The sequence below is a fragment of the Bradyrhizobium sp. AUGA SZCCT0222 genome, from assembly GCF_018130205.1.
Lineage (GTDB): Bacteria > Pseudomonadota > Alphaproteobacteria > Rhizobiales > Xanthobacteraceae > Bradyrhizobium.
Genome location: NZ_JAFCLX010000008.1, coordinates 76224 through 95374, shown reverse-complemented (window position 1 = coordinate 95374; position 19151 = coordinate 76224). Strand labels below are relative to the sequence as shown.

At 58.2% G+C, this 19151-nt stretch carries 15 protein-coding genes; 6 read left to right on the top strand and 9 right to left on the bottom strand.

Features of this window, described 5'->3' with window-relative positions:
• Positions 1–28: 28 nt before the first annotated feature.
• Entirely contained in the window at positions 29–1777 is a 1749-nt protein-coding gene (locus JQ629_RS09460; protein ID WP_212412424.1) for a PAS domain-containing sensor histidine kinase, read from the bottom strand.
• Positions 1778–2106: 329 nt separating this feature from the next.
• Here JQ629_RS09460 and JQ629_RS09455 point away from each other — a divergent pair, with 329 nt between their 5' ends.
• The 3 genes from JQ629_RS09455 to JQ629_RS09445 all read left to right on the top strand — a co-directional run bounded on the left by JQ629_RS09455 (position 2107) and on the right by JQ629_RS09445 (position 6789).
• Positions 2107–4968, top strand: coding sequence for an ATP-binding protein (locus JQ629_RS09455; protein WP_212412423.1), 2862 nt, complete (start codon positions 2107–2109; stop codon positions 4966–4968).
• A gap of 51 nt (positions 4969–5019) precedes the next feature.
• The gene (locus JQ629_RS09450; RefSeq protein ID WP_212412422.1) at positions 5020–5844 is read left to right on the top strand and encodes a hypothetical protein; all 825 of its coding nucleotides are present in this window, start codon (positions 5020–5022) and stop codon (positions 5842–5844) included.
• 771 nt (positions 5845–6615) lie between these two features.
• On the top strand, positions 6616–6789 hold the full coding sequence (locus JQ629_RS09445; RefSeq protein ID WP_212412421.1) for a hypothetical protein: 174 nt from the start codon (positions 6616–6618) through the stop codon (positions 6787–6789).
• A 179-nt stretch (positions 6790–6968) separates the two neighbouring features.
• Here JQ629_RS09445 and JQ629_RS09440 read toward each other — a convergent pair whose 3' ends face one another.
• A complete protein-coding gene (locus JQ629_RS09440; protein WP_212412420.1) occupies positions 6969–10187 on the bottom strand; it encodes an adenylate/guanylate cyclase domain-containing protein in 3219 nt (1072 codons plus the stop codon).
• A 258-nt stretch (positions 10188–10445) separates the two neighbouring features.
• Between JQ629_RS09440 and JQ629_RS09435 the strand changes: the two genes are divergently transcribed.
• Positions 10446–11030, top strand: coding sequence for a M48 family metallopeptidase (locus tag JQ629_RS09435; RefSeq protein WP_212412419.1), 585 nt, complete (start codon positions 10446–10448; stop codon positions 11028–11030).
• Between the two features lie 37 nt (positions 11031–11067).
• Complete coding sequence (locus JQ629_RS09430) at positions 11068–11868, top strand: hypothetical protein (RefSeq protein ID WP_212412418.1); 801 nt, start codon at positions 11068–11070, stop codon at positions 11866–11868.
• Between the two features lie 550 nt (positions 11869–12418).
• On the opposite strand, the gene JQ629_RS09425 is transcribed toward JQ629_RS09430, so the two are convergent.
• The 7 genes from JQ629_RS09425 to JQ629_RS09395 form a co-directional block, all read right to left on the bottom strand.
• The gene (locus tag JQ629_RS09425; RefSeq protein ID WP_349631237.1) at positions 12419–12757 is read right to left on the bottom strand and encodes an HXXEE domain-containing protein; all 339 of its coding nucleotides are present in this window, start codon (positions 12755–12757) and stop codon (positions 12419–12421) included.
• A gap of 207 nt (positions 12758–12964) precedes the next feature.
• Entirely contained in the window at positions 12965–14404 is a 1440-nt protein-coding gene (locus tag JQ629_RS09420; protein ID WP_212412417.1) for a DUF4403 family protein, read from the bottom strand.
• A gap of 49 nt (positions 14405–14453) precedes the next feature.
• A complete protein-coding gene (locus JQ629_RS09415; protein WP_212412416.1) occupies positions 14454–15674 on the bottom strand; it encodes an alpha/beta fold hydrolase in 1221 nt (406 codons plus the stop codon).
• Positions 15675–15683: 9 nt separating this feature from the next.
• On the bottom strand, positions 15684–16013 hold the full coding sequence (locus JQ629_RS09410; protein WP_249134924.1) for a cysteine rich repeat-containing protein: 330 nt from the start codon (positions 16011–16013) through the stop codon (positions 15684–15686).
• A 40-nt stretch (positions 16014–16053) separates the two neighbouring features.
• The gene (locus JQ629_RS09405; protein WP_212412415.1) at positions 16054–16383 is read right to left on the bottom strand and encodes a hypothetical protein; all 330 of its coding nucleotides are present in this window, start codon (positions 16381–16383) and stop codon (positions 16054–16056) included.
• Positions 16384–16457: 74 nt separating this feature from the next.
• Positions 16458–16775 carry a GCG_CRPN prefix-to-repeats domain-containing protein gene (locus tag JQ629_RS09400; RefSeq protein ID WP_212412414.1) on the bottom strand — a complete coding sequence of 106 codons (318 nt, stop codon included), beginning with the start codon at positions 16773–16775 and terminating at the stop codon, positions 16458–16460.
• A 54-nt stretch (positions 16776–16829) separates the two neighbouring features.
• Positions 16830–18911 (bottom strand): DUF4387 family protein, encoded by a 2082-nt coding sequence (locus JQ629_RS09395; RefSeq protein WP_212412413.1) that lies wholly within the window; start codon positions 18909–18911, stop codon positions 16830–16832.
• Positions 18912–18922: 11 nt separating this feature from the next.
• On the opposite strand from JQ629_RS09395, the gene JQ629_RS09390 reads away from it, so the two are divergent.
• Entirely contained in the window at positions 18923–19063 is a 141-nt protein-coding gene (locus JQ629_RS09390) for a hypothetical protein (protein WP_212412412.1), read from the top strand.
• Positions 19064–19151 lie beyond the last annotated feature (88 nt).

Genomic DNA, 19151 nt, shown 5'->3' with positions numbered 1-19151 from the left:
CATCACGGACCCCTCACGACCTACTCCCTCACCTGAGGTCAGTAAGGCCGTCCTTCTCAAGTTTCACTGGAATCGAAAATGAAAAAGAAGCACCGTGAGTCTCATTCGCAGTCGCCCACAACCGGCCACGGTGACTATCAATAATGGAACGGCTTACGGATAGGCCGATCCCCATACCGCCAGCCTTGGTGGTATAGAATGCATCAAATAGCTTGCCGGCATCCTGCGATCTAAAACCCACACCGGCATCCTGCACAGTCACGCAGATATGATCGTCACGGTCTCGCATGGTTCGGACGAACAATTGCCTCGGTCGATCCTCTATTGCGCTCATTGCATCTGACGCATTTCGGAGCAGGTTCAGGATGACCTGCTGAAGCTGTACGCGATCGCCCATAACTAGCGGAAGGCCTTCAACAAGCTCCGTCTGAAGCCTAACTCGATTTCTCTGAAGCTCGACCAACAACAGCGCAATCACTTCTCGCGTCGCATCATTCAGATCTATTGATTCGATCGCAAATCTTTTCTTGCCGAATAGCGCTCGCAATCGAACGATCACATCCGACGCTCGTTTTCCATCGCGAATCGTCCGACGCACAGTTTCGCGCGCTCCCTCAACGTTGGGAGGGTCGGCAGCCAACATTCGCAGGCAGGTGCTGGCATTGGTGAGGATACCCGACAGAGGTTGGTTAACTTCATGCGCGATCGACGCCGTCAATGCACCAAGGCTTGCGACCCTCACGACGTGAGCCAGCTCTGATCTGACTTCGCCGAGCGCCATTTCCGCGAGGCGTCGCTTCGTGATATCCTGAACAGCACCAATGTATTCTAACTGATCATGTTGGTTTCGGGTCGCGTGAGCGACGAGGTGCAGATACTTCACCGAATGGTCCGGCATCTGGAGTCTGTGTTCGTACTCGAAACCGTCAGCTGCACTGTTCGCCCGGTTCATCATGTCGCGCAACAGGTGCACGTCTTCTGGGTGAACGCGAGTGGCAATCAGTTCGGGCGTTACAGGAACCGCCTGATCAAATTCGAAAATACGATAAACTTGATCAGACCACATAATGTCGCCTGTCGCCAAACACCATGAGAAACTGCCCGTACGACTGAGGCGTTGCCCTTCGCTGAGAAACGCCTCACTTCGCCGCAGTTCTTCTTCCCATTGTTTTCGCTCGGTGATGTCACGCAGATAGCCCGTAAATGACGGCGGGCCGTCCAGCGGGATACGGGAGATTGCTAACTCCACGGGAAACTCGCTGCCGTTGGCGCGGATCGCTGTCATCTCGACGCGCCTTCCGAGGACTTTCGCCTCACCGGTCACCAAGTGGCGGGTTAACCCATGCTGGTGTTTCTCCCGCATTGAAGGCGGGACGATAATGGCGGCCAGATCTTTGCCAAGGACGTCGTCCCGGCGATAGCCGAAGGTTTGCTCGGCAGCCGGGTTGAACTCAGTGATAGATCCCTCGTGATCGATCGTAATGATACAGTCGAGCGCTGAATTCAGGATCGCTGTCTTTCGCGCCTCACTTTGCTTAACCGCGCTAATGCGCTGCCCAAGTAGCCACTGGTATGGCGGCAGACCAGTAGAAATCCGAAACGCGCGAGAGAATTGGCTGACCGAGAGGCCAAACTCGGCCGCGATCTTTCGCAATGAAAGTTTCCCGTTGAGCTCGGACTCAATCCTTTCGCAGGCGCGCTTCACCTGCCTTGGGGCGAGACCGCCTCGGGCGGGGCCGAGGATGGGCGACTTGATGTTCGCATCGGATCCAACCATGTCTTACTCCCCACAGAGAGAAGCCCGTTTATCTGTTCGCCTGCAGCCAATCCTTGGGCAGGGGCTTAAGAATTCTTAAGCGAAGCGGCCGCCTCAGAACGGCGGTGCACGGGGAACCGGCACAGCGCCTTGCACCGCCGCCCGTTGTCAGCAAAGCTGCTAAGCATTCAATTTCGGGGGCGAAATGCGCGGACGGGTCCGCAATCTGGCCGACACGGGCTAGTCGTGGGAACCGTCGACACGGGTGGGAGCTTGGCTTAACGGTGCTTTGATACCGCTTTCGAGCTTCAATTGTACGCGGCGTGAGCAGTCCCCACCAAGAGTTCAGGATGTCCGGAGTAGTTCCAAATCTGATCTACGCCTGCAAGCCATGGGAGGTCGATCTCGGCCGACGTGAGCTTCGGTCGTGCCGTGCGCCCATAGCCCTCGGCAACCGTGCGTTTGAGATCGTCGAGGTCCTGATCCGGGCGGGCGGTCAGCTCGTCACCAAAGATGATCTGATGGAGCGCATCTGGCCAGGCGCCATCGTCGGGGACAATACGCTTCAAGTTCACATATCCGCTGTCCGCAAGGCGCTCGGCAGGGATCGTGGCATGTTGAAGACGTCACACGGTCGGGGGTACCGACTGGTCGGAGATTGGACCGTTCGGCACGGCGAGACGACCGAGGCGACGCCCCTGCCCCGCCCCCAATCCGCAGAGCGCCCGTCCACCAAATTCCCAGTGATCGTCAGCCAGCTCGTCGGCCGGTCGACGGCGGTGCAGCACGTGCGTGACCTCGTCTCCGCCTATCGCGTGGTGACCTTGACCGGACCGGGGGGGATCGGAAAGACGGTGCTTGCTGTTAAGGCCGCCCGCGGTTTGCTCACCGACTTCGAGAATGGCGCGTGGCTCGTCGAACTGGCGTCGCTTTCCGACGCCGCTCTCGCGCCGTCCGCGGTGGCCGGCGTGCTGGAACTGAAGCTCGGCGGCGAGCGGGTCACGGCGGAGTCGCTCGCGCACGGCATCGGCGACAGGCAACTCTTACTCGTGCTCGATAATTGCGAGCATCTGATCGACGCGGTGGCCAACCTGGTAGAGGCCATGGTGCGCTTGTGCCCGCGCGTCACGGTTCTGACGACCAGCCGCGAAGTCATGCGGATCCAAGGTGAGGCCGTCTACCGCGTGCCGGCGCTCGACGTGCCCGCGCTTGACCAAGAGGCACCCGACATCATCTTCGGCCACAGTGCCGTGGAGCTGTTCATCACCCGGGCAAAGGCACTGGACACCGATTTTTCGCCACAGCCAGAGGATCTTCTGTCGATCGCCGAGATCTGCCGACACCTCGACGGCATTCCGCTCGCCATCGAGTTTGCTGCGGCGCGCGCAGCCTTTGTCGGAACCGAACAGGTGGCTGCCGGCCTGCGCAATCGCTTTGCGCTGCTGACCAGTGGACGTCGCACCGCGATCCCGCGGCATCGAACCTTGCGCGCCGCGCTTGACTGGAGCTACGAGCTACTCTCGGAGGAAGAGCAACGCCTGCTGCGTCGCCTTGCAGTCTTCCCAGCGGGATTTACGTTCGAGGCCGCCGAGGCCGTGGGCGTTATAGGCCGATCCGGTCAGTCGATCGTCGAGGAGTTGTCCAGCCTTGTGTCCAAGTCGCTCTGCGAGCGCGTCAATTCGACGCCGCCAATGCGATGGCGCCTGCTCGAGACGATACGCGCGTACGCGCTGGAGAAGCTCACCCAACATGGTGAGTATCCGGGCGCCGCGCGGTGCCATGCCGAATATCTCCAGGATCTCGTTTCTCCAATAGCGGCCGGCGCGAAAGCGTGGCTCAGTCGCGATGATGTGGCGCGCTGCTGTCGCGAACTCGACAATGTCCGCGCTGCGCTCGACTGGACGTTCTCGCCCGGTGGCGATGCCGAAATCGGCGCGAAGCTTACAGCTGCGTTCGCGCCCATCTGCCAGATGTTGTCGCTGATGGGAGAGTGTCGCGACCGTGTCGAAAGCATGCTGGCGACGCGGTCGCCTGGCCTCCAGTTGAGCCAGGCGACGGAGTTTCGCATGTGGATTGCCTACGAAGAGGCGCTCACAATGACATTTGCGCCGGTCGAGCGCACTCGCGCTGCGCTCATGAAGGCGATAGATCTCGCTGCGGACATCGATGACCTGGATTTACAGGCAGGCCTACTCTACTTGCAATGGTCCCTCGAGTTCACGTCTGGCCACCATAAAGCCGCACTGACTGCCGCTCAGCACCTTGCCGCCGTCACAACACGCGGCGGCGATACCATGAAGTTAGTAGGCGACCGCATTTTCGGCGCCTCTCTGCTCTTTGCAGGCAAGTTGACCGACGCACAAGACTACCTCCAGCGCGTGGTCGACTTCTATGTCGCTCCCTCGGACGGGCATCACTCGATGCTGTTCCGCCGCGACCCGCAAGTGTTAGCGCGCGTGAGACTAGCGCGCGTGCTCAGCCTTCGTGGCTACATAGATCGAGCCTACGCGGAGGCCCGGTCCAGCTTCGAGATGGCTCAATCGTCCGGCGCGGGAATCACCGTCTGCTGGGTCGTGCACGATGCGTTGTGCCCGATCGCGCTGATGACGGGTGATCTTGCAGCCGCCGAACGCGCTATCGCGGCGATGAGCGACTGGGCGGCACGCCTCGATGCAACTCTGTGGAAGATGATGGCGACCTGCTGGAAAGGACAGCTGCTGATCGAACGTGGTGAATTCGGTCGAGGCGTTGAGTTGATATCGCAGACATTGGAAGCCTGCGAGCGGTCAGGTTGGCAGATGCACTATGTCCAGTTCCTCAGTTGTCTTGCAGAAGGCTTGGCCGGGCTTGGTCGTCTTGAGGAGGCTGGCTCGACTTTGCAGCGTGCAATCGCGTGGGCAGGCAAAAACGAAGAGGGTTGGTACAAGGCGGAGCTTATGCGTATGAAGGGCGAATTAATGCTGCGGTCGAAAACTTCGCCCGCTATCGAGGCGGAAGAGTGCTTTCGGATAGCAAACGAAATCGCTCGTGAGCAGGGCGCCTTGTTTTGGGAGCTGCGGATTGCCCTTAGCCGTGCCCAGTTATGCGCGGCCGAGGGTCACCATGACGAGGTGAGGCGCACTTTGGCGCGAGTCTATAATCGCTTTACCGAAGGGTTCGATGCGCCAGATTTGCGCGCGGCAAGAGCCCTGCTAAATGGGCCATCGGCATAGCGTGGTCCTGCCGCACCGACCTTGTCAGGTTCGAGCTACGTGCACCGTTCCGTGCTTATCGTCAGCATTCCGCCAGCAAGCACGACCGAAACCAAATTTATGTTCGTTGCCGAGGTGCTTGATCTCCTGTCTGGTATTCGACCCTTTGAAATCAGCACAAAAATGGGCAGGGCGAGGTCTTTTAGGGAGTGGCAAAACGTTCTTCGGTGGTGGTTAGCGAAGACGACGCTGCGTACTCAGCCCACGCCTTCGCAGGTCACCAATTGGTATGAGTTCGTCGCGACGAATTTTATATATAGGGGAGTATGGGGTGTAGGCAGTGCCCTAGGGCTTCTCCTCGATCTTACGCAGGATGGTCAGCCAATCAGAGCATTAGAAATCGATGATTGGCCTCGAAGCGGCCTTCCCTGGATAGCGTTCTGGCTAAAGGAATTAATTACGTGGGGTACGTTGGAACCCGTTGCTGCGTTTCTACTCGCGCGCGGCCAAGTTGTTAGTAGACCGGAAGCAGAAGCGTTGGCGGCGGCATATTACGGCTCCTTGGCCTTGGATGTTTCGGCGAATGATCGGCTCGATCCCCGTCGTATACGAGATTGGGTTGAGGCCATTCGACCTGTGGGAGAGCGCAGCGCAAGGCAAGAGTCGATGCGAGTGGCCGTTCAGTTAGCACGACCTGCGCAAAACTATTTGCAAGCGCGCATGGTCGTGTTTCCAATCCAACAGCAGGAATTCACCTATTGGTTCGATCCGGCAGGATATGCTGTCGCACGGAATGCGATAGGAACCGAAGCGCGTCTCTCGTCCTCTGACTTCCAGTATGAACTGGATGTAGCTCTGTCCGAAGTCAGAGGTGAACAATACCTTCGGTATGTCTGATGCAAGTTACCGAAAATTCCGCGACTTCAAATTCAACGTGTCGATATGCAAGTCCGGTACATACATGTCGCGCGGCTTGCGCATTTCGGGCTTCGGTGTGCAGCTATCCGGTCCGCTCCCACCCCCCGCGCTTGATCGCCTCTTCCAGTGCAGCCCGACCGGACGAACTGGCCTAGGAAGAGTGCCTCGGTCGGGCGGCAGTCGTGATCGAACCGGTCTCTGCCGATAATCTCTCCAAAACGGGAATTTCCGCGGTCAAGGCCGGAGACTTTCGACGATTTCGCCCTTGGGATTGGGAAATCGGGAGCATGGAGACAAAGTCGAATGCGCGAAAAGCCCGGATTTCCGGGCCTGTGAGGCGCAGGTTGCAAACTATGGGCATACGAAGGACTGGCTGGCTGCCTTGGGAGGGATCGAACTTAGACATTCCCGATTGAGTTTCGGCCTTTGAAATATCAAGAGAATTTTGCCTCGAAAACCTCTTTTTCACGCCAGGAGACTTTTCGGCCTTCTCACAATCCAAGTGGGAGCCTGGGAGACTATCCGTGAAAAACGAACTAGGGCCCTTTTTTGAGCACTGGATGGCACCCCAAGCAGTCTGCTTTATCTCTATGGCTGACGGCCGAACAAAGTGAGCCAAGCCAAAAGCAGCAACTTTTCTAGCAGATGGGGGCCCTTTTCGCTGACCCCCACTAGTTACCGTCAGTTGCAATCGAGCGCACAGCTACATTAGCCTTTACGAACCCGTGATCAAAACAGAGGGAGTTCCGTATGTCGAAAAAGACTGAGGCCTCCTCTCCCACTCAAACAAAACCTTTCGGCTGGAGCCGGAGTGTTGAAACTGGTGTCGTTAGTATCGCCGCCGCAGCGATGTTTTTAGTGCAAATGTATCGGACCGACGAGCCACTTTTGATCAAATGGCTTCCGGTCTTGCCGACCTACTGATTAAATAAGAAGCGCGAGCGAAACTAACCCCGTTGAGTTCGGAAAGCATTCCTCGAAGGGGTTAGCGGAATGAGAGGGCAAATGCACAAGTTGGAGGATGCTCACTCCAGCTAGTCACTAATGAAGGCAGACCTCCCAAAAAGATCGCCTCTCGGCTAAATCAGCCACCTGCCATCAGCTTAGCTGACCTTGGTCGATGTTTGCAATAGGCCGCTCTGCTGAACGCTTGTGTCGTTGAGAAAAGCTTCAAAAAGCACAGCCCCAGTCTCTCGCGTTAGCGCTCTTGCGCGATCTAACTCCTGCTCTCCTTCGGCTTTCTCATCGCTCTTTGCAGATCGTAACAACAGCTTTGCGCGGATAATTCGGGCGAGGCATTCAGGAACCCGGGCATGACGTTCGGTCGCAACCTTGATCGCCTCATCAACGGTGGTCAGCGCAGTTGCTGTATCGCCATTCAGTCTGTAGGCGTTTGCTAAGTCAGCTAGAATACGGGGTTCGTTTTCTAGACCGGCCTTTCGCGATCGAGCAAAGCTGAGGGCGTCGGACAAGTCTTCTACGGCTGAAGTCAGCCTCCCCGCGACGATATGAGAAACACCACGACAGGCTTGGGCATAGACTCGCAGGTAGGGATTACCGGCGTTCACAGCGATAGAAAACGCTCGATCGGCATGTTCTTGAGCCAATCCGATGTTTCCCTCAGCCCAGGCGAGATCCACATACGCCCAACTCGGAATGCCGTAATTAATGGCATCAACCTGGCTACTTTCTAACTGAATGATGCGATCAAGTAACGGACAAGCTTCTTCCGTTCGACCAAGCATCACCAGGGTTTGGCCACGCATCACAGTCAGCCATATGTCAACGTCGAAGCCCAGTGTTTGTCGGTCGAATTTGACGATCTCGTTTGCCCGGTCCATGGCCTCGGTGTTCATCTGCAGCGCTTCCAACATGCGACCTGAGAGCCGCAATGCGTGACAGAGTACCGCCTTAAGCGTGATTTGAACGCTTGGATCGTTGCCTTTATCGGCGATCGCTTTAGCTTCTCGGATTTTCTCGACATACTCATCTGCCGATCCGCCGTTCGCTATCATCCTTCCGTAAGCCGCATGAATCAGCGCATTGGCTCTGATATCGCTTAAGGCCAGTGCTAATTGTTTAGCTTCCTCGAAGTAGATCAGAGCATCTTGCGCCGGAATTCCTTCGCGCCAGGCAAAGTTTACGATTTGGCCGGAAGCCATCATCCTTAAATAGTCTATTGGTTGAGACGATGGCAGATCCGACAACAACTCGCGAACCTTCTTCCAGCTCCTCAGTGCTTGACTTGGATCGTTTGTGCCAATCCAAACCGCCGCCCGCATATTCTGTTGAGCTGCTTTCAGATTTTCGCCCGCCTGCTCCAAGTGATATGCCAAGAGAGACGCCCTCTCGTCGGCGCGATCCTTGAAGAGCGTTTCGATCGCTTGAGCCACTTTTGAATGGAGTTCCCTTCGACGGTCCTGAAGTAACGATCTATAAGCAACCTCCTGTATGAGGGGATGACGAAATGCGACCAGCCGCTGCTCGAAGGGCGGAACGTCATAAAGCAGCTCTGACCGTCTCAACCGTTGAACTGCCTGGGAAAGCCCTGATTGATCCAAGCCGCACACGGACTCTAGAACAGAGATTGAAATTTCTCGACCTATCACGGACGCGACCTCGAGTACCTGCTTTGCATCCTCCTCAAGTCGATCAATCCGAGCTGCAATCACCGCCTGCACAGTGGAAGGTAGCGGGATTGCATCAATACCGCCTTTCAGGCGGTAGGCACCCTCCTCTCCTTCGAAGTCGCCCCGCTCCACAAGTGCATTGACAAGCTCCTCGATAAAGAATGGATTGCCCTGGGCGCGCGCAACGATGTTTCTAGTCAACAACGCTAATGATGTATCATTGCCGAGACGATCTTGCAGAAGAGAGGTCGCTTCCGCTGGGCCCAACGACGGCATGCTGATCTGTCTATAGTGCGATCGCTGCATCAGTGGGGCCACAAAGCCGGGTCTGAAGTTGAGGACCAAGAGCGTTTTCGTGCCGACTACGGCATCGGCTAGTGCCTCGACAAACTCCTCACTGGCTGAATCGATCCAATGCAAATCTTCAATGATGACGACACTACTTCCTGAACGAGGCAGCGTTCTTACAAAGTCGAGGAGCTGCGTTTTCCTGGCCTTTGGATCGAGCTTGGGAGCCGGGTGCTGTGGATTGCCCAGTCCTAGGAACTCCAGCAGTATGAGCGAAAATTGCTCCGAAACTGAAAGGGCTGCTAACCTATCACGGACTCGATCGCGCAAGACGTCTGCCAGTTCTTTCGTTCGCAGTCCAAAATAGTCGCGCAACAATTCTAGTACCGGCTGAAATGGGGTGGCCTTACCGTGCGCCAAGACGCGAGCCTCAAACACACGGATGTCTTTTCCCCGACAGCTTTCGGCGAACTCGAAACAGAGGCGACTTTTCCCGATTCCAGCCTCACCGACTACACCCACGACCCGACCATCGCCGTTCTTGGTATGCTCTAGCTCAGACAAAAGAGCAGAGTTTTGCTCCGACCGACCTGTGAGCGGACTCAGCCGTATCCCGCTTCGAAAAACTCCGCTCGATGGAGCATGTTGGAGTCCTTTTAGGCTGAATACCTCAACGGGTGCCGCGATCCCACGAACAGATTGCGGCCCTAGCGGCTCGACTTCGACAAACTGTTTCGCAGCGACATACGTTTCTCGGGAAATCAGGATGCTGCCTGCCTCTGCGAGGTGCTCCATTCGGCTCGCGAGATGCACATTTGCACCAGCTGCATCATAGGTTTGATACATCCCATGCTCTATCGCCTGAACAACAACCTCTCCGGTGTGAACTCCGACTCGGATTTGCAAATCACGATCGCCAATGCGAGTCATTCCATCTTGCATTGCCAACGCTGAGAGACAGCCACGAACGGCATGATCTTCATGAGGCTGTGGGGCACCAAATAGCGCCATCACCCCGTCGCCTTGAGATTTGTTGACGATGCCGTCATAGCGAACCACGGCTTCATTCATTAGGTCGAGAATGGGCTGAAGACGTTTCATTCCTAATTCGGGATCGCCCAAACTATCCATAAGACCGGTGGAATTGCGAATATCGGCAAATAGAATCGTAACGTGTTTGCGCTCTCCGCCCTTGGCTTGAAGGGATTTTAGGACTTGTTGCCACGATTGATTGGATATCTGCGTGGATGTTGGCTTCAGGACAACGCTACATCGCCCGCAAAAGCGAGCTGTCGGCCCATTGAAGTGACCACAGGCGCTGCACTCAATTCCGAGGGTAGCCCCGCATCCTTCGCAATACTCATTGGTCGCCTTGTTCTGGCAACCGCAACCCAGACATTGCATCAGTGGCCTCTCAGATAGCAGGGACAGGGGTCTGCATCTAAGTGTAAATATAGCGCTATATTACGATCAATTCTATGCTGCTCGGCAATAGGATACTATTTCCCGACGCTGAGCTACCTATCACCTTTTCAGTGCCCCGAGTTGAAGCAAATGACAGCGCACCCTCTCCCCTCCCAGCGACCACCAGACGGCTCCTTACGGCCCGCTCACTGGCTCTTAAACGTGATTGATATCGATGCGGTTTCCGAGGTTGATTGAATGAGCTTCTTGAATTGGCCTGTCGAACAAAATGAGCTCAGTCAGCGTGCTCGTCAGCGAAGGCAAGCGCTTGCCCTCACGCTGCTGAACCAGTTCGCCCAAGCATTTCCCGAAATAACCTACGAATTGTTTTGGGAATCGCCGTCGGTCAATGCTCAGGCTTGGCGTCTCGGCTCAGATCGTTATGTTCGAGTTTATGGCGGATTGGTACGTCATCAAGCGATTACAAAATGTGGCATAGCTCTGATGCTGGCGCACGAGACCGGTCATCATTTAGGAGGCCCACCATGCGATCCCGCGATGCCATGGCTGACCTGGCAAGGTCAGGCAGACTATTGGGCAGCGAGTGTTGCGATGCCGAGAATTTGGGGATCTCGTGCGTGTGAAGCGACATTGAGGGCGGCTCGGGAGATCGTGGAATTACAAAAAATGGTTGCAAGCCAGATCGAGGACGACGAATTCGACCTGTCGCCGGATTGCCGATATCGCATCTTGCGCTCGGGCGCACTCGGCCAAGGTATGCCAAGCTGTGCGCTAGAGGCTTTCGCTTTGATTTCTGATGACAGCCATGGATTGTACGAATAAACTTTCGTAACCTAATGGTACCAATCGGGAGACAAAAATGGGCGGACTGATTCAGACCAAGGGGACGCAGCGGCTCGCGAGGTGGTTCAATGACGTTTTTTCTGATGACGCCGCGGCGGGCATTACGCTGGCGCGAAGGGTAAAAAATAGTGGCGGTGAATTTCTCTCTCAATCGTTCAAAAAAGCGGCAAATGGCTTATTGGAGATTTCGGACGCGTTCATAGCACAGAATGCTATCCCACCCACAGGAGGAACAACACCAACATGGCCCGCCGGGGGAAACGATGTACTTTACCCCAGTGCGACAATGAAGGTCGACACCGTCGTATCTTCCACGGTGCTGCGATTTGCGCTTCCTGCGGGCATAGCCGCGATCCCAACTTTTATCGACGCGGGCGCGGCAGTTAGCTGCATCAAAGGAGGAAGAAAGAAAATTGAGCGCGGCACAACCGTTACTACAACGCCCACAGCGCCGGGGAGTCCCGGCGGCAAGTTCGATGTCACCCTTTCCAAGGCCATGACTGTGCCTGTCGTCAAAGATGACCTTGTGAGTTTCGCCAAAGGAAAGCATCAAATGCTGGTCAGACGTTGGCGTTGGTATCTTAAGAATGACCTGCGACCGGAAAATGATGCTGCTATAAAACAAGCAATTTCCTCTGCCCTCGAAGATACGGATTTCAAAAAAATTACCTTCCAGACGATCGAAGATACGCAGAAAGTGATTACCCGGACTGAGACGCTACTGGGCACTGACTTGGAGTTCGACGATGCGTACAACCTGCATGTCGTATTGATGACGCAGCAGACCACTGCGCCTGATCCGCTGGATCCCCAATAGCCCATTCGCAAACTTCCGCGGCTTCGTGGAGTGCGACTTGTTGAGAAAACGGGAATTTCTGCAGTTTGAGCCGGAGACTTTCGGTGAATTCTCGCTAGGGTTGCCATTTTTCGGAGATCGGAGACTCGAAACTTTTGTAAGAAAAGCCTATGAAATACGGCAATTTCAGCGATTATTCGGCCACTCTCTCCGGTTGAGCGAGTGCGTGGCTGTCGTGGGAGGGATCGAACTCAGACATTCCCGATTGAGTTTCGGCCTTTGAAATATCAAGAGAATTTCGCCTCGAAAGCCTCGTTTTCATGCCCGGAGACTTTTCGGCCTTCTCACAATCGAAGTGGGAGCCGGGAGACTCCGTGAAAAACGAATTAGGCCGTTTTCGAGCACTCGATGGCACACCGCGCAGTCTGCTCCGTCCCTGAAAGGACGCAGTCGATGCAGGCTGGAAGGATCCACTCTGTGCCAACCGCGGGCGCACTTACGAAGCCAACGCCGTATCCGCACTGTATCCTAAAAAGGCGCCTGAATGCGGCGCGAGATCTGTCGGCCCCAGTTATACCTGCTGAAAGTAAGGCCTCCTTCTAAGGTTCAGCATGACGATCGGATAAGCCATCAACGCCGCACCACCGGCGACCGCGAGCGCGGCCGTATGCCAATCGAGCGAAGCGCTGTTCGCTGCCTTCCACCAGACGGCTATTCCGGCCGGAAAGAACAGAAGCGCGGCGGTGACGAGGCCCGGCGAGAACCGCCCGCGTTCCCGCACAAAGGGCAGGATGTGAAAGAACACGGCATTGATCAGCATGAGCGACGCAAACACAAGCGGCGCCAACGGCAGGGCCGGTGCTAGGTGCGCCTGGGCAATGCCCATTGCGATGACGATCGCGTCCGTCACGTAGAAATCGCTCCACTCCACGGGTAGCTTGATGACCGCCCTCGCCCAGTCGCGTCAATTGAACGTGTACTCTTCCATGGTGTGCAGCGCGTACGCGACCATCGATAGCCAGGCCAGGGTTTGCGGTGTCATCGGTCGCTCCCATCATTCAAATTCGATGCTGCAGACATGCCGCCGCGACCACGCGATCACGGCGGCGGTTTCGGTTCACATCCCGTACAAGATGTTCAATTCGCCACTGGCGCGAACCGCGATGACGATGCCGTCGGCAGGCAAATAGAAGTTCTGCAACGCCGCGGAGGAAAGCTGCCCTTCCATCCGGAAACCGTCCTTCAGCGGCCGATTCAGCTTTGCATTGGCAGCGTTGAGCAGATTGTCGTAGGCGATGCCATAATCGACATTGACCTTTGATCCGAGCTGCGCTGCGATCGGCTCGATCAGCGGAGCGAGCCCCTCGTCATCGGTCATGATGCCAATGTTGGACAACCTGACAGCACGACCGTCGGCATCGACCTGGACCGCAGCCGAGAGGTAGACCCATTTGCCGGCGGACGGATCGGTCTCGGCCGCCTTGGCGACGCGAAGCCCGATCACGAGTTTGCCCGACGACGGATACACGTCGATGTCGCGAACGGAGATACCCGCGACCGGCGGCATCGCGGCAATCGCCTGCGTCAGCCTGTCCTTGAGCACGTCGTAGCCGATCCGTACCGGCAGGATGACGTCGAACGTGCCGGGGGCACTGATATCGTGCTCGAGCGGCGGCAAGGGGGTTGCGGCCATCGCCGGCGGATTTTGTCCGACGATTGTCTCGGCTGCCCCGGAAAGTGCAATCGAGCCCCGCAGCGTCCTCGAATTTGTCCGCATGCCGGCAAAGGACACGCTCTGCGGATTCATCTGCAGCCATACTGCCGGATTGTCGGAAAGCTGGATCGGCTCGAACGCATGTCGCCATGCTCCCGCGGCCTTTTCCTGCAGGTCGAGGCGCCGCGCCGCGGCCAGGGCGTGCGATCGGACCACCGCCAGTTGCGATCGGATGCGAGGCTCGGCATACTTTGCCAGTGGAATCTCGTGCCCCATCACCTGCAAAACCGGCGGCTCGCTCCAGCGGAAGCCATCGCTGAAATCGAGGTCGAGCGACCAGTCGCGGCCGAGCTGCGGGCGGGCGGAAGCCTCGATCGTGGCGCTGGCTTCGGTCTCGCCATGGATGCGCGCGGTGAACCGGTTGGCGCCCTGCCCCTCGAGCGCGCCATGGATCGGCACCGAACCATAGACGCGGTCACCGCGGCCATACAGCGAGACCGGGCCGGACCGCTCGACATAACCCCACACGTCGCAATTCGCGTTGACCTTCCAGAACAGCACGCGGCGATGCACGCAGTTGATCTTCTCGTCGATGCTGGCAAACCGCTGCGGGATATCCCGCTCGATATCGGCCGCGAGCGCCGGCAGGCTGAACTCGATCGACGCCGACAGCCGCGAATTGGTGCTGAAGGGGGCGACGGTATCGGGCGCCAGCGGCGGCTTGTCCGCCGCATCGGCCCCCGGGCAGAAGCCCACGAGGCCGAGCACGGCAAGGCCGGCAAGCGTTGTGCGCCCGAAGGCCTTTTGGTTGTTGCGAACAAACGACGTGAAAGCGAACTTCATGGCAAGACCTCAGTTTTTCTTTCGTGGATACAAAGCTGGTTCTGTCGATCTATTGCGCTGCGGCGACCGCCTTGCCGCAATCATTGGGCACGGGCCGCCCCGCAAAGCGGTCCATCATCCAGGACACCGCTGCATCCGCGCTGTCTTTGGCAACGAAACCATGACCGACACCGGGCACCCACATCATGGCGACCTTGCCGCCCGCCTTGCATTGCCGCTGCACGTAGGCGCGGGTGACTTCCGGCCGCACGATGTTGTCGGTCGTGCCCTGGGCCAGGAACAGCGGGATCTGCGGAGAAAGCGTACCCGGCGTGTTGCGCATCGCCAGCGAGCGCCACGGCTGGACGGTGGCGATGTTCGGCACCGACAGGAACTGCTGCTCAAGCGGCTTTTCGGTCTGCCGCCGCTCGAGGATGTCGAAGATCGATTCGATGCACTCATTGGAAAGCCGATCGACGGTGGGCATCGCCTCGGGGAGGACCACCTTGTCGATCGGTGCGCCATATACCCGCGACCACGACCACAGCGTCATGGCTGTGAGGTTCTTGCCGCCCGAACTCTTGAAGTCGTCGCCCATCAGGGTAACCAGCGTGGTGGCCGGTGCTGCCGCTGCAACGCCGACTAGGCGCAGCTCCGGCGCATAGGTTTTGGCGAGCAACCCGGTGTAGAGCGAAGCCTGGCCGCCTTGCGAATGGCCCCACACGGCAAAGCTGTTGCCGTCGCCCACACCAGGCAGGTTGCGCGCAGCACGCACCGAGTCGATCACCGCCCGCGCCTCACTGTCGCCGACGAGATAGGGATGCGGGCCTGGCGTCCCGAGGCCGGGATAATCGGTCGCGGCGACCACGGCGCCCTGCTCGATCAATTGGCGCAACCCGGCCATCTGCTGAAAGACGAAGATCGCCAGCGACGGCGCGCAATGCGGTACCACCCCGGTGGTCGGATGCGCCCACGCCACGATCGGCCTGCCACCCGCAGGTGCAGGACCGGGCGGGACGACGATCACGCCCGACACCGCGATCGGCTCACCCTGCATGCCGACCGAGCGATAGAGCACCCGATAGGCCTGCGCGCCTGCCGGCGCAAACACCATCGGCTCGGAACGGATCAACGAACCGGGAGGCCCGGCCAGCTCCTGCGCCGTCGCGTGATAGAACGGCGTCTGGGCATGGGCGGCGCCGGTCAGAAGGGAGAACGCCGCACATAGCAGCGCGGCGAGATAGTTCGTCACGCGCAAACGGACGGCACCAGATTTCACGGGAACGTTCATGGTCGCGCCTCACTGGTCGCCGGAGCGCAGCTGTGTTGCTCTGCCGTATGATTCGTGGCCGCCCTGATCGGGGAACATGACCTCATGGCACGGCTCACTGAGCCTCGCCTCGTTGCCCTTCAGGCAGGCAACGATCTCGCCGACATCAGGGATGTAGCTGCCACAGAGCCGAAACACGTCCGGCCGGCACGCGTTCTGCTGTTGCATCGAGCCTTGCGCGAAAGCCGCGCCACTACCGCCGATCGCAAACACAACTAGCGCAACGCCAATCACTTGAATCGAATTGCGATACATTTCCATCTCCTTTTGAAATTTGTTGTTTCCGACACGCACCCGCATGGATGCGCATGTTCCGTCTCCCGGATACGGAAATGCGGATCTAGATCACTTGATAGGCAAACAACGTCGCGACGAGCGTGATGCCGACCAGGCCGCAAAGAAAGATGATGTCGGCCAGGCGCTCGATGCGAATGCTCAACCGCGCCCGATACGACCAGCGTATCGACAGATACGACGTCATGGCGCTTGCAAGAAACATCACCGCCACAAGCGCGGCATATTCATCGACATGCGACGCGCCATGCCTCGTCGCAGCGAGTTTCACCAGCCCGATCAGGGTCGTGCAAACTCCGATCATCGTGCCTGACACCGGCAGGATGTGTGATGACAGGCTGTCGCTGCGGGTTCGGACGGCTATTCGATTGGACATGATGTTTTCTTGACTTGCCGATTGCTGCGATCCGCGATGCGCCGGACCGGCGCACCGCACGTTCGGTGGATCGCTCAGGTCCACTCGCCATTGGGCAGCCGGCCATGGAACGGCGTGTTGCGGCAGTGACCATACGGGCCGCGCCATGAACCTGGAGGGCAGCCGTTCCCGCTGCTCGGCTTCACCTTCCATGCGCCGTCGGGCAGCCGGCCATAATACGGCGTATCCCGGCAATGCCCCCACGGGCCACGCCAGGCTTCTTGGCCGCAGCCGTCCGACACCGGGACGATCATCGATTGGTCGACGCCGTTCTCAAGATATTCGGCATTGGCGGGCAATGCGCCCGACAGTGCGAGCGTGGCAGCGAGAGCCAGAACAACAGGCTTCAACATGGAGGATCTCCTTATCTTCGGTTGGTTTGTGGTTGTGAGGCGTGCTGGGCTGCGCTAGAAGGACGATGCCTTCGCCAGCGCGGCGGAATAGATCGGAATGCTAAGCTGTTCGATCGCGACCTGCTGCTGGGCACCGAACACGTCGCGCTCATCCATCGAAGCCGAGATGTTCGGTCGATCGATGGAAATCTTGATCGCATTGCAGCTATCGACGAAATAGCTGCCGACCACGCGCTCCGGCGGCAAGCCAAGAATCCCGGCGATGTTGCAGCGGGTGAATACGTTGGCGTGCAACGCAGCCTCGTAATTCTCGCCCGACGTGAAGATGATATCGAAGGTCAGCCTGTTGATGCCGGCATCCTTGCTGCGGATGACAACCGCCATGTCGAGCAACGGATGCGATCCGATCGGAGCCCCCACAGGCGGATGATCCGCGATGAGCGAGAGCGTCCGGTCGTCGACATTGCCGCGATAGTCGCGATCGCCGACATCGAAGTAGCGCGGACGTTCCGCGCCCTGCTCCGTCCAGTCGGCTCCTTCGGCCGCGAAGTAGGTGATCGGGAACATGGTGTTCTTGATCACGTCCTCGTTCTGCAGCAGGTGGTAGAGCGACCACGCATAGGCATCAGGGGCATCAAGATTGAACAGCGAACCGGGTCCGGGTCTGACGACGTCCTTGATCCGGCCGATTTCCTGCTGGTGACGCTGCGCCAACCTGTCGGCATCCTGGTCGACGGTACGGAGCAGCGCGACGGCATGCGACGCATCGGCATCGGTAATGGCAAAAGTCGCGTTCTCAAGCGCGTCCGGAAACTCATCGGCTATCAGCTTGACGACGGCGGCCTTGATGGCGGCATAGTTCTCGAAGAACACGGGATCGCGCGTTCCACTCGGCACGATGGCACCGAACGTACCGTCCTGGCGCTGAAAGCTGACGAGATTGGGCGACAACGGATAGGCAATATTGCCGGCGGTCGCCTTTCGGCCAGGATAGCCGTAGTGAATGAGGTAATGCGTCAAAAGGCTTGCAAGCAGAACCGCCGCCTCGCGCGTCTTGCCGGTCGTCTCGACAATGATGCCGAGTTCTCGTTGTGACGCATCGACTGGCTGCAGCTGCACGCCATTACGGCCATACACCAGTATGTCCGCTGGTATCTTCGACAGATCGGCCGGATCGATATGGATCAGCGAAACCTTTCGCGAACCGAGACGGCGCGATCCTTCGAGCTTGATTGACCACGGCCATGGCCTCGCGGAATGAACAAAGCGGCTGTTGCGAATTCCGGCGCTGCGGCTGTCCCGGGAAAAGAACTGCGTCTTCTCCATGACCAGAATGCCTTCCGGATAATATTGCAGCTGGGGATGGCTTTCCTCATAAAGCGAATGCGCGGCAATTGAATAAGCCGTGCAGCGGCGGGCAGGATTCGGCGCAGTGAAGATCGCCGAGCCGTCGTCATAGATTTCGGCCACCAGACAGTCCGACGGTGAACCGGGATCGCAAGCCAGCGCGCCGCACTCCAGGACATGGCCGACATGATAGGCCAATCCAGGATCGATATTGCGCCGGATCATGTCGGAGGCGAACAGCGCGATGTCGCAGCTCCGTCCGGCCAGGATGTATTGCGCGCCGCTCTCCAGCGCCGTGATCAGGGGATGGATTCCCATCTGGCCGACAATGGTGCTCTCGCGCAGCGCATTTTCATCGAGCTCGGGACCGGCACCGGTCGCGCGCAGCGCTCCGGCACAGAATTCCCTGATGACGATCTCGGGGTCGAGTTCGGATCGGATCACCGCGACCTTGGCACCCCTGATGCCAAGCTCCGCGAACACTTCCTTGGCGATCCCGATCATCCAGTCGAGGTTCCGATCGCCACCGGCCATGCCGCAGCTTCCGAGAATCACCGGGCAGCCGATCCGGGCGCCGGCTTCGACCATATGGCGAAAATCAAGCTTGACCGCCTCGCTCTCGAAATACTCGGTGCCGGTGCCGAGGTAGTAAGGGCCGGCATCCATCGAGCCGCCGTCGCAGATGATGGCGTCGACCTCGCCACGAAGGGCCGCTTCCAGCGACTCTCTTGGGTAGCCGTAGCCGAGTGCGCCGCAGGCCGAGACAACGCGATAAATGAGCTTTGGCATTGGAGTGCCCCTTGATCGTCTGGGGCAGTCCGGAATGGTTCGCCGCCAGCGCGGGCGGACAAATGATCCAGGACGGGATCGAAAACAAATATGGCTTCGATATGCAGGTATCGGCGCCTGATATGGCCGATCATGTCATCAAGCGGTCGTGATGTTCTTCGATTGAACCTTTCCGCGCCCAGCCCGACGCAGAGCCCGCGCTGGCTGCTGCTCGCAGCGATCAGGTTGCAAAACCTTCCA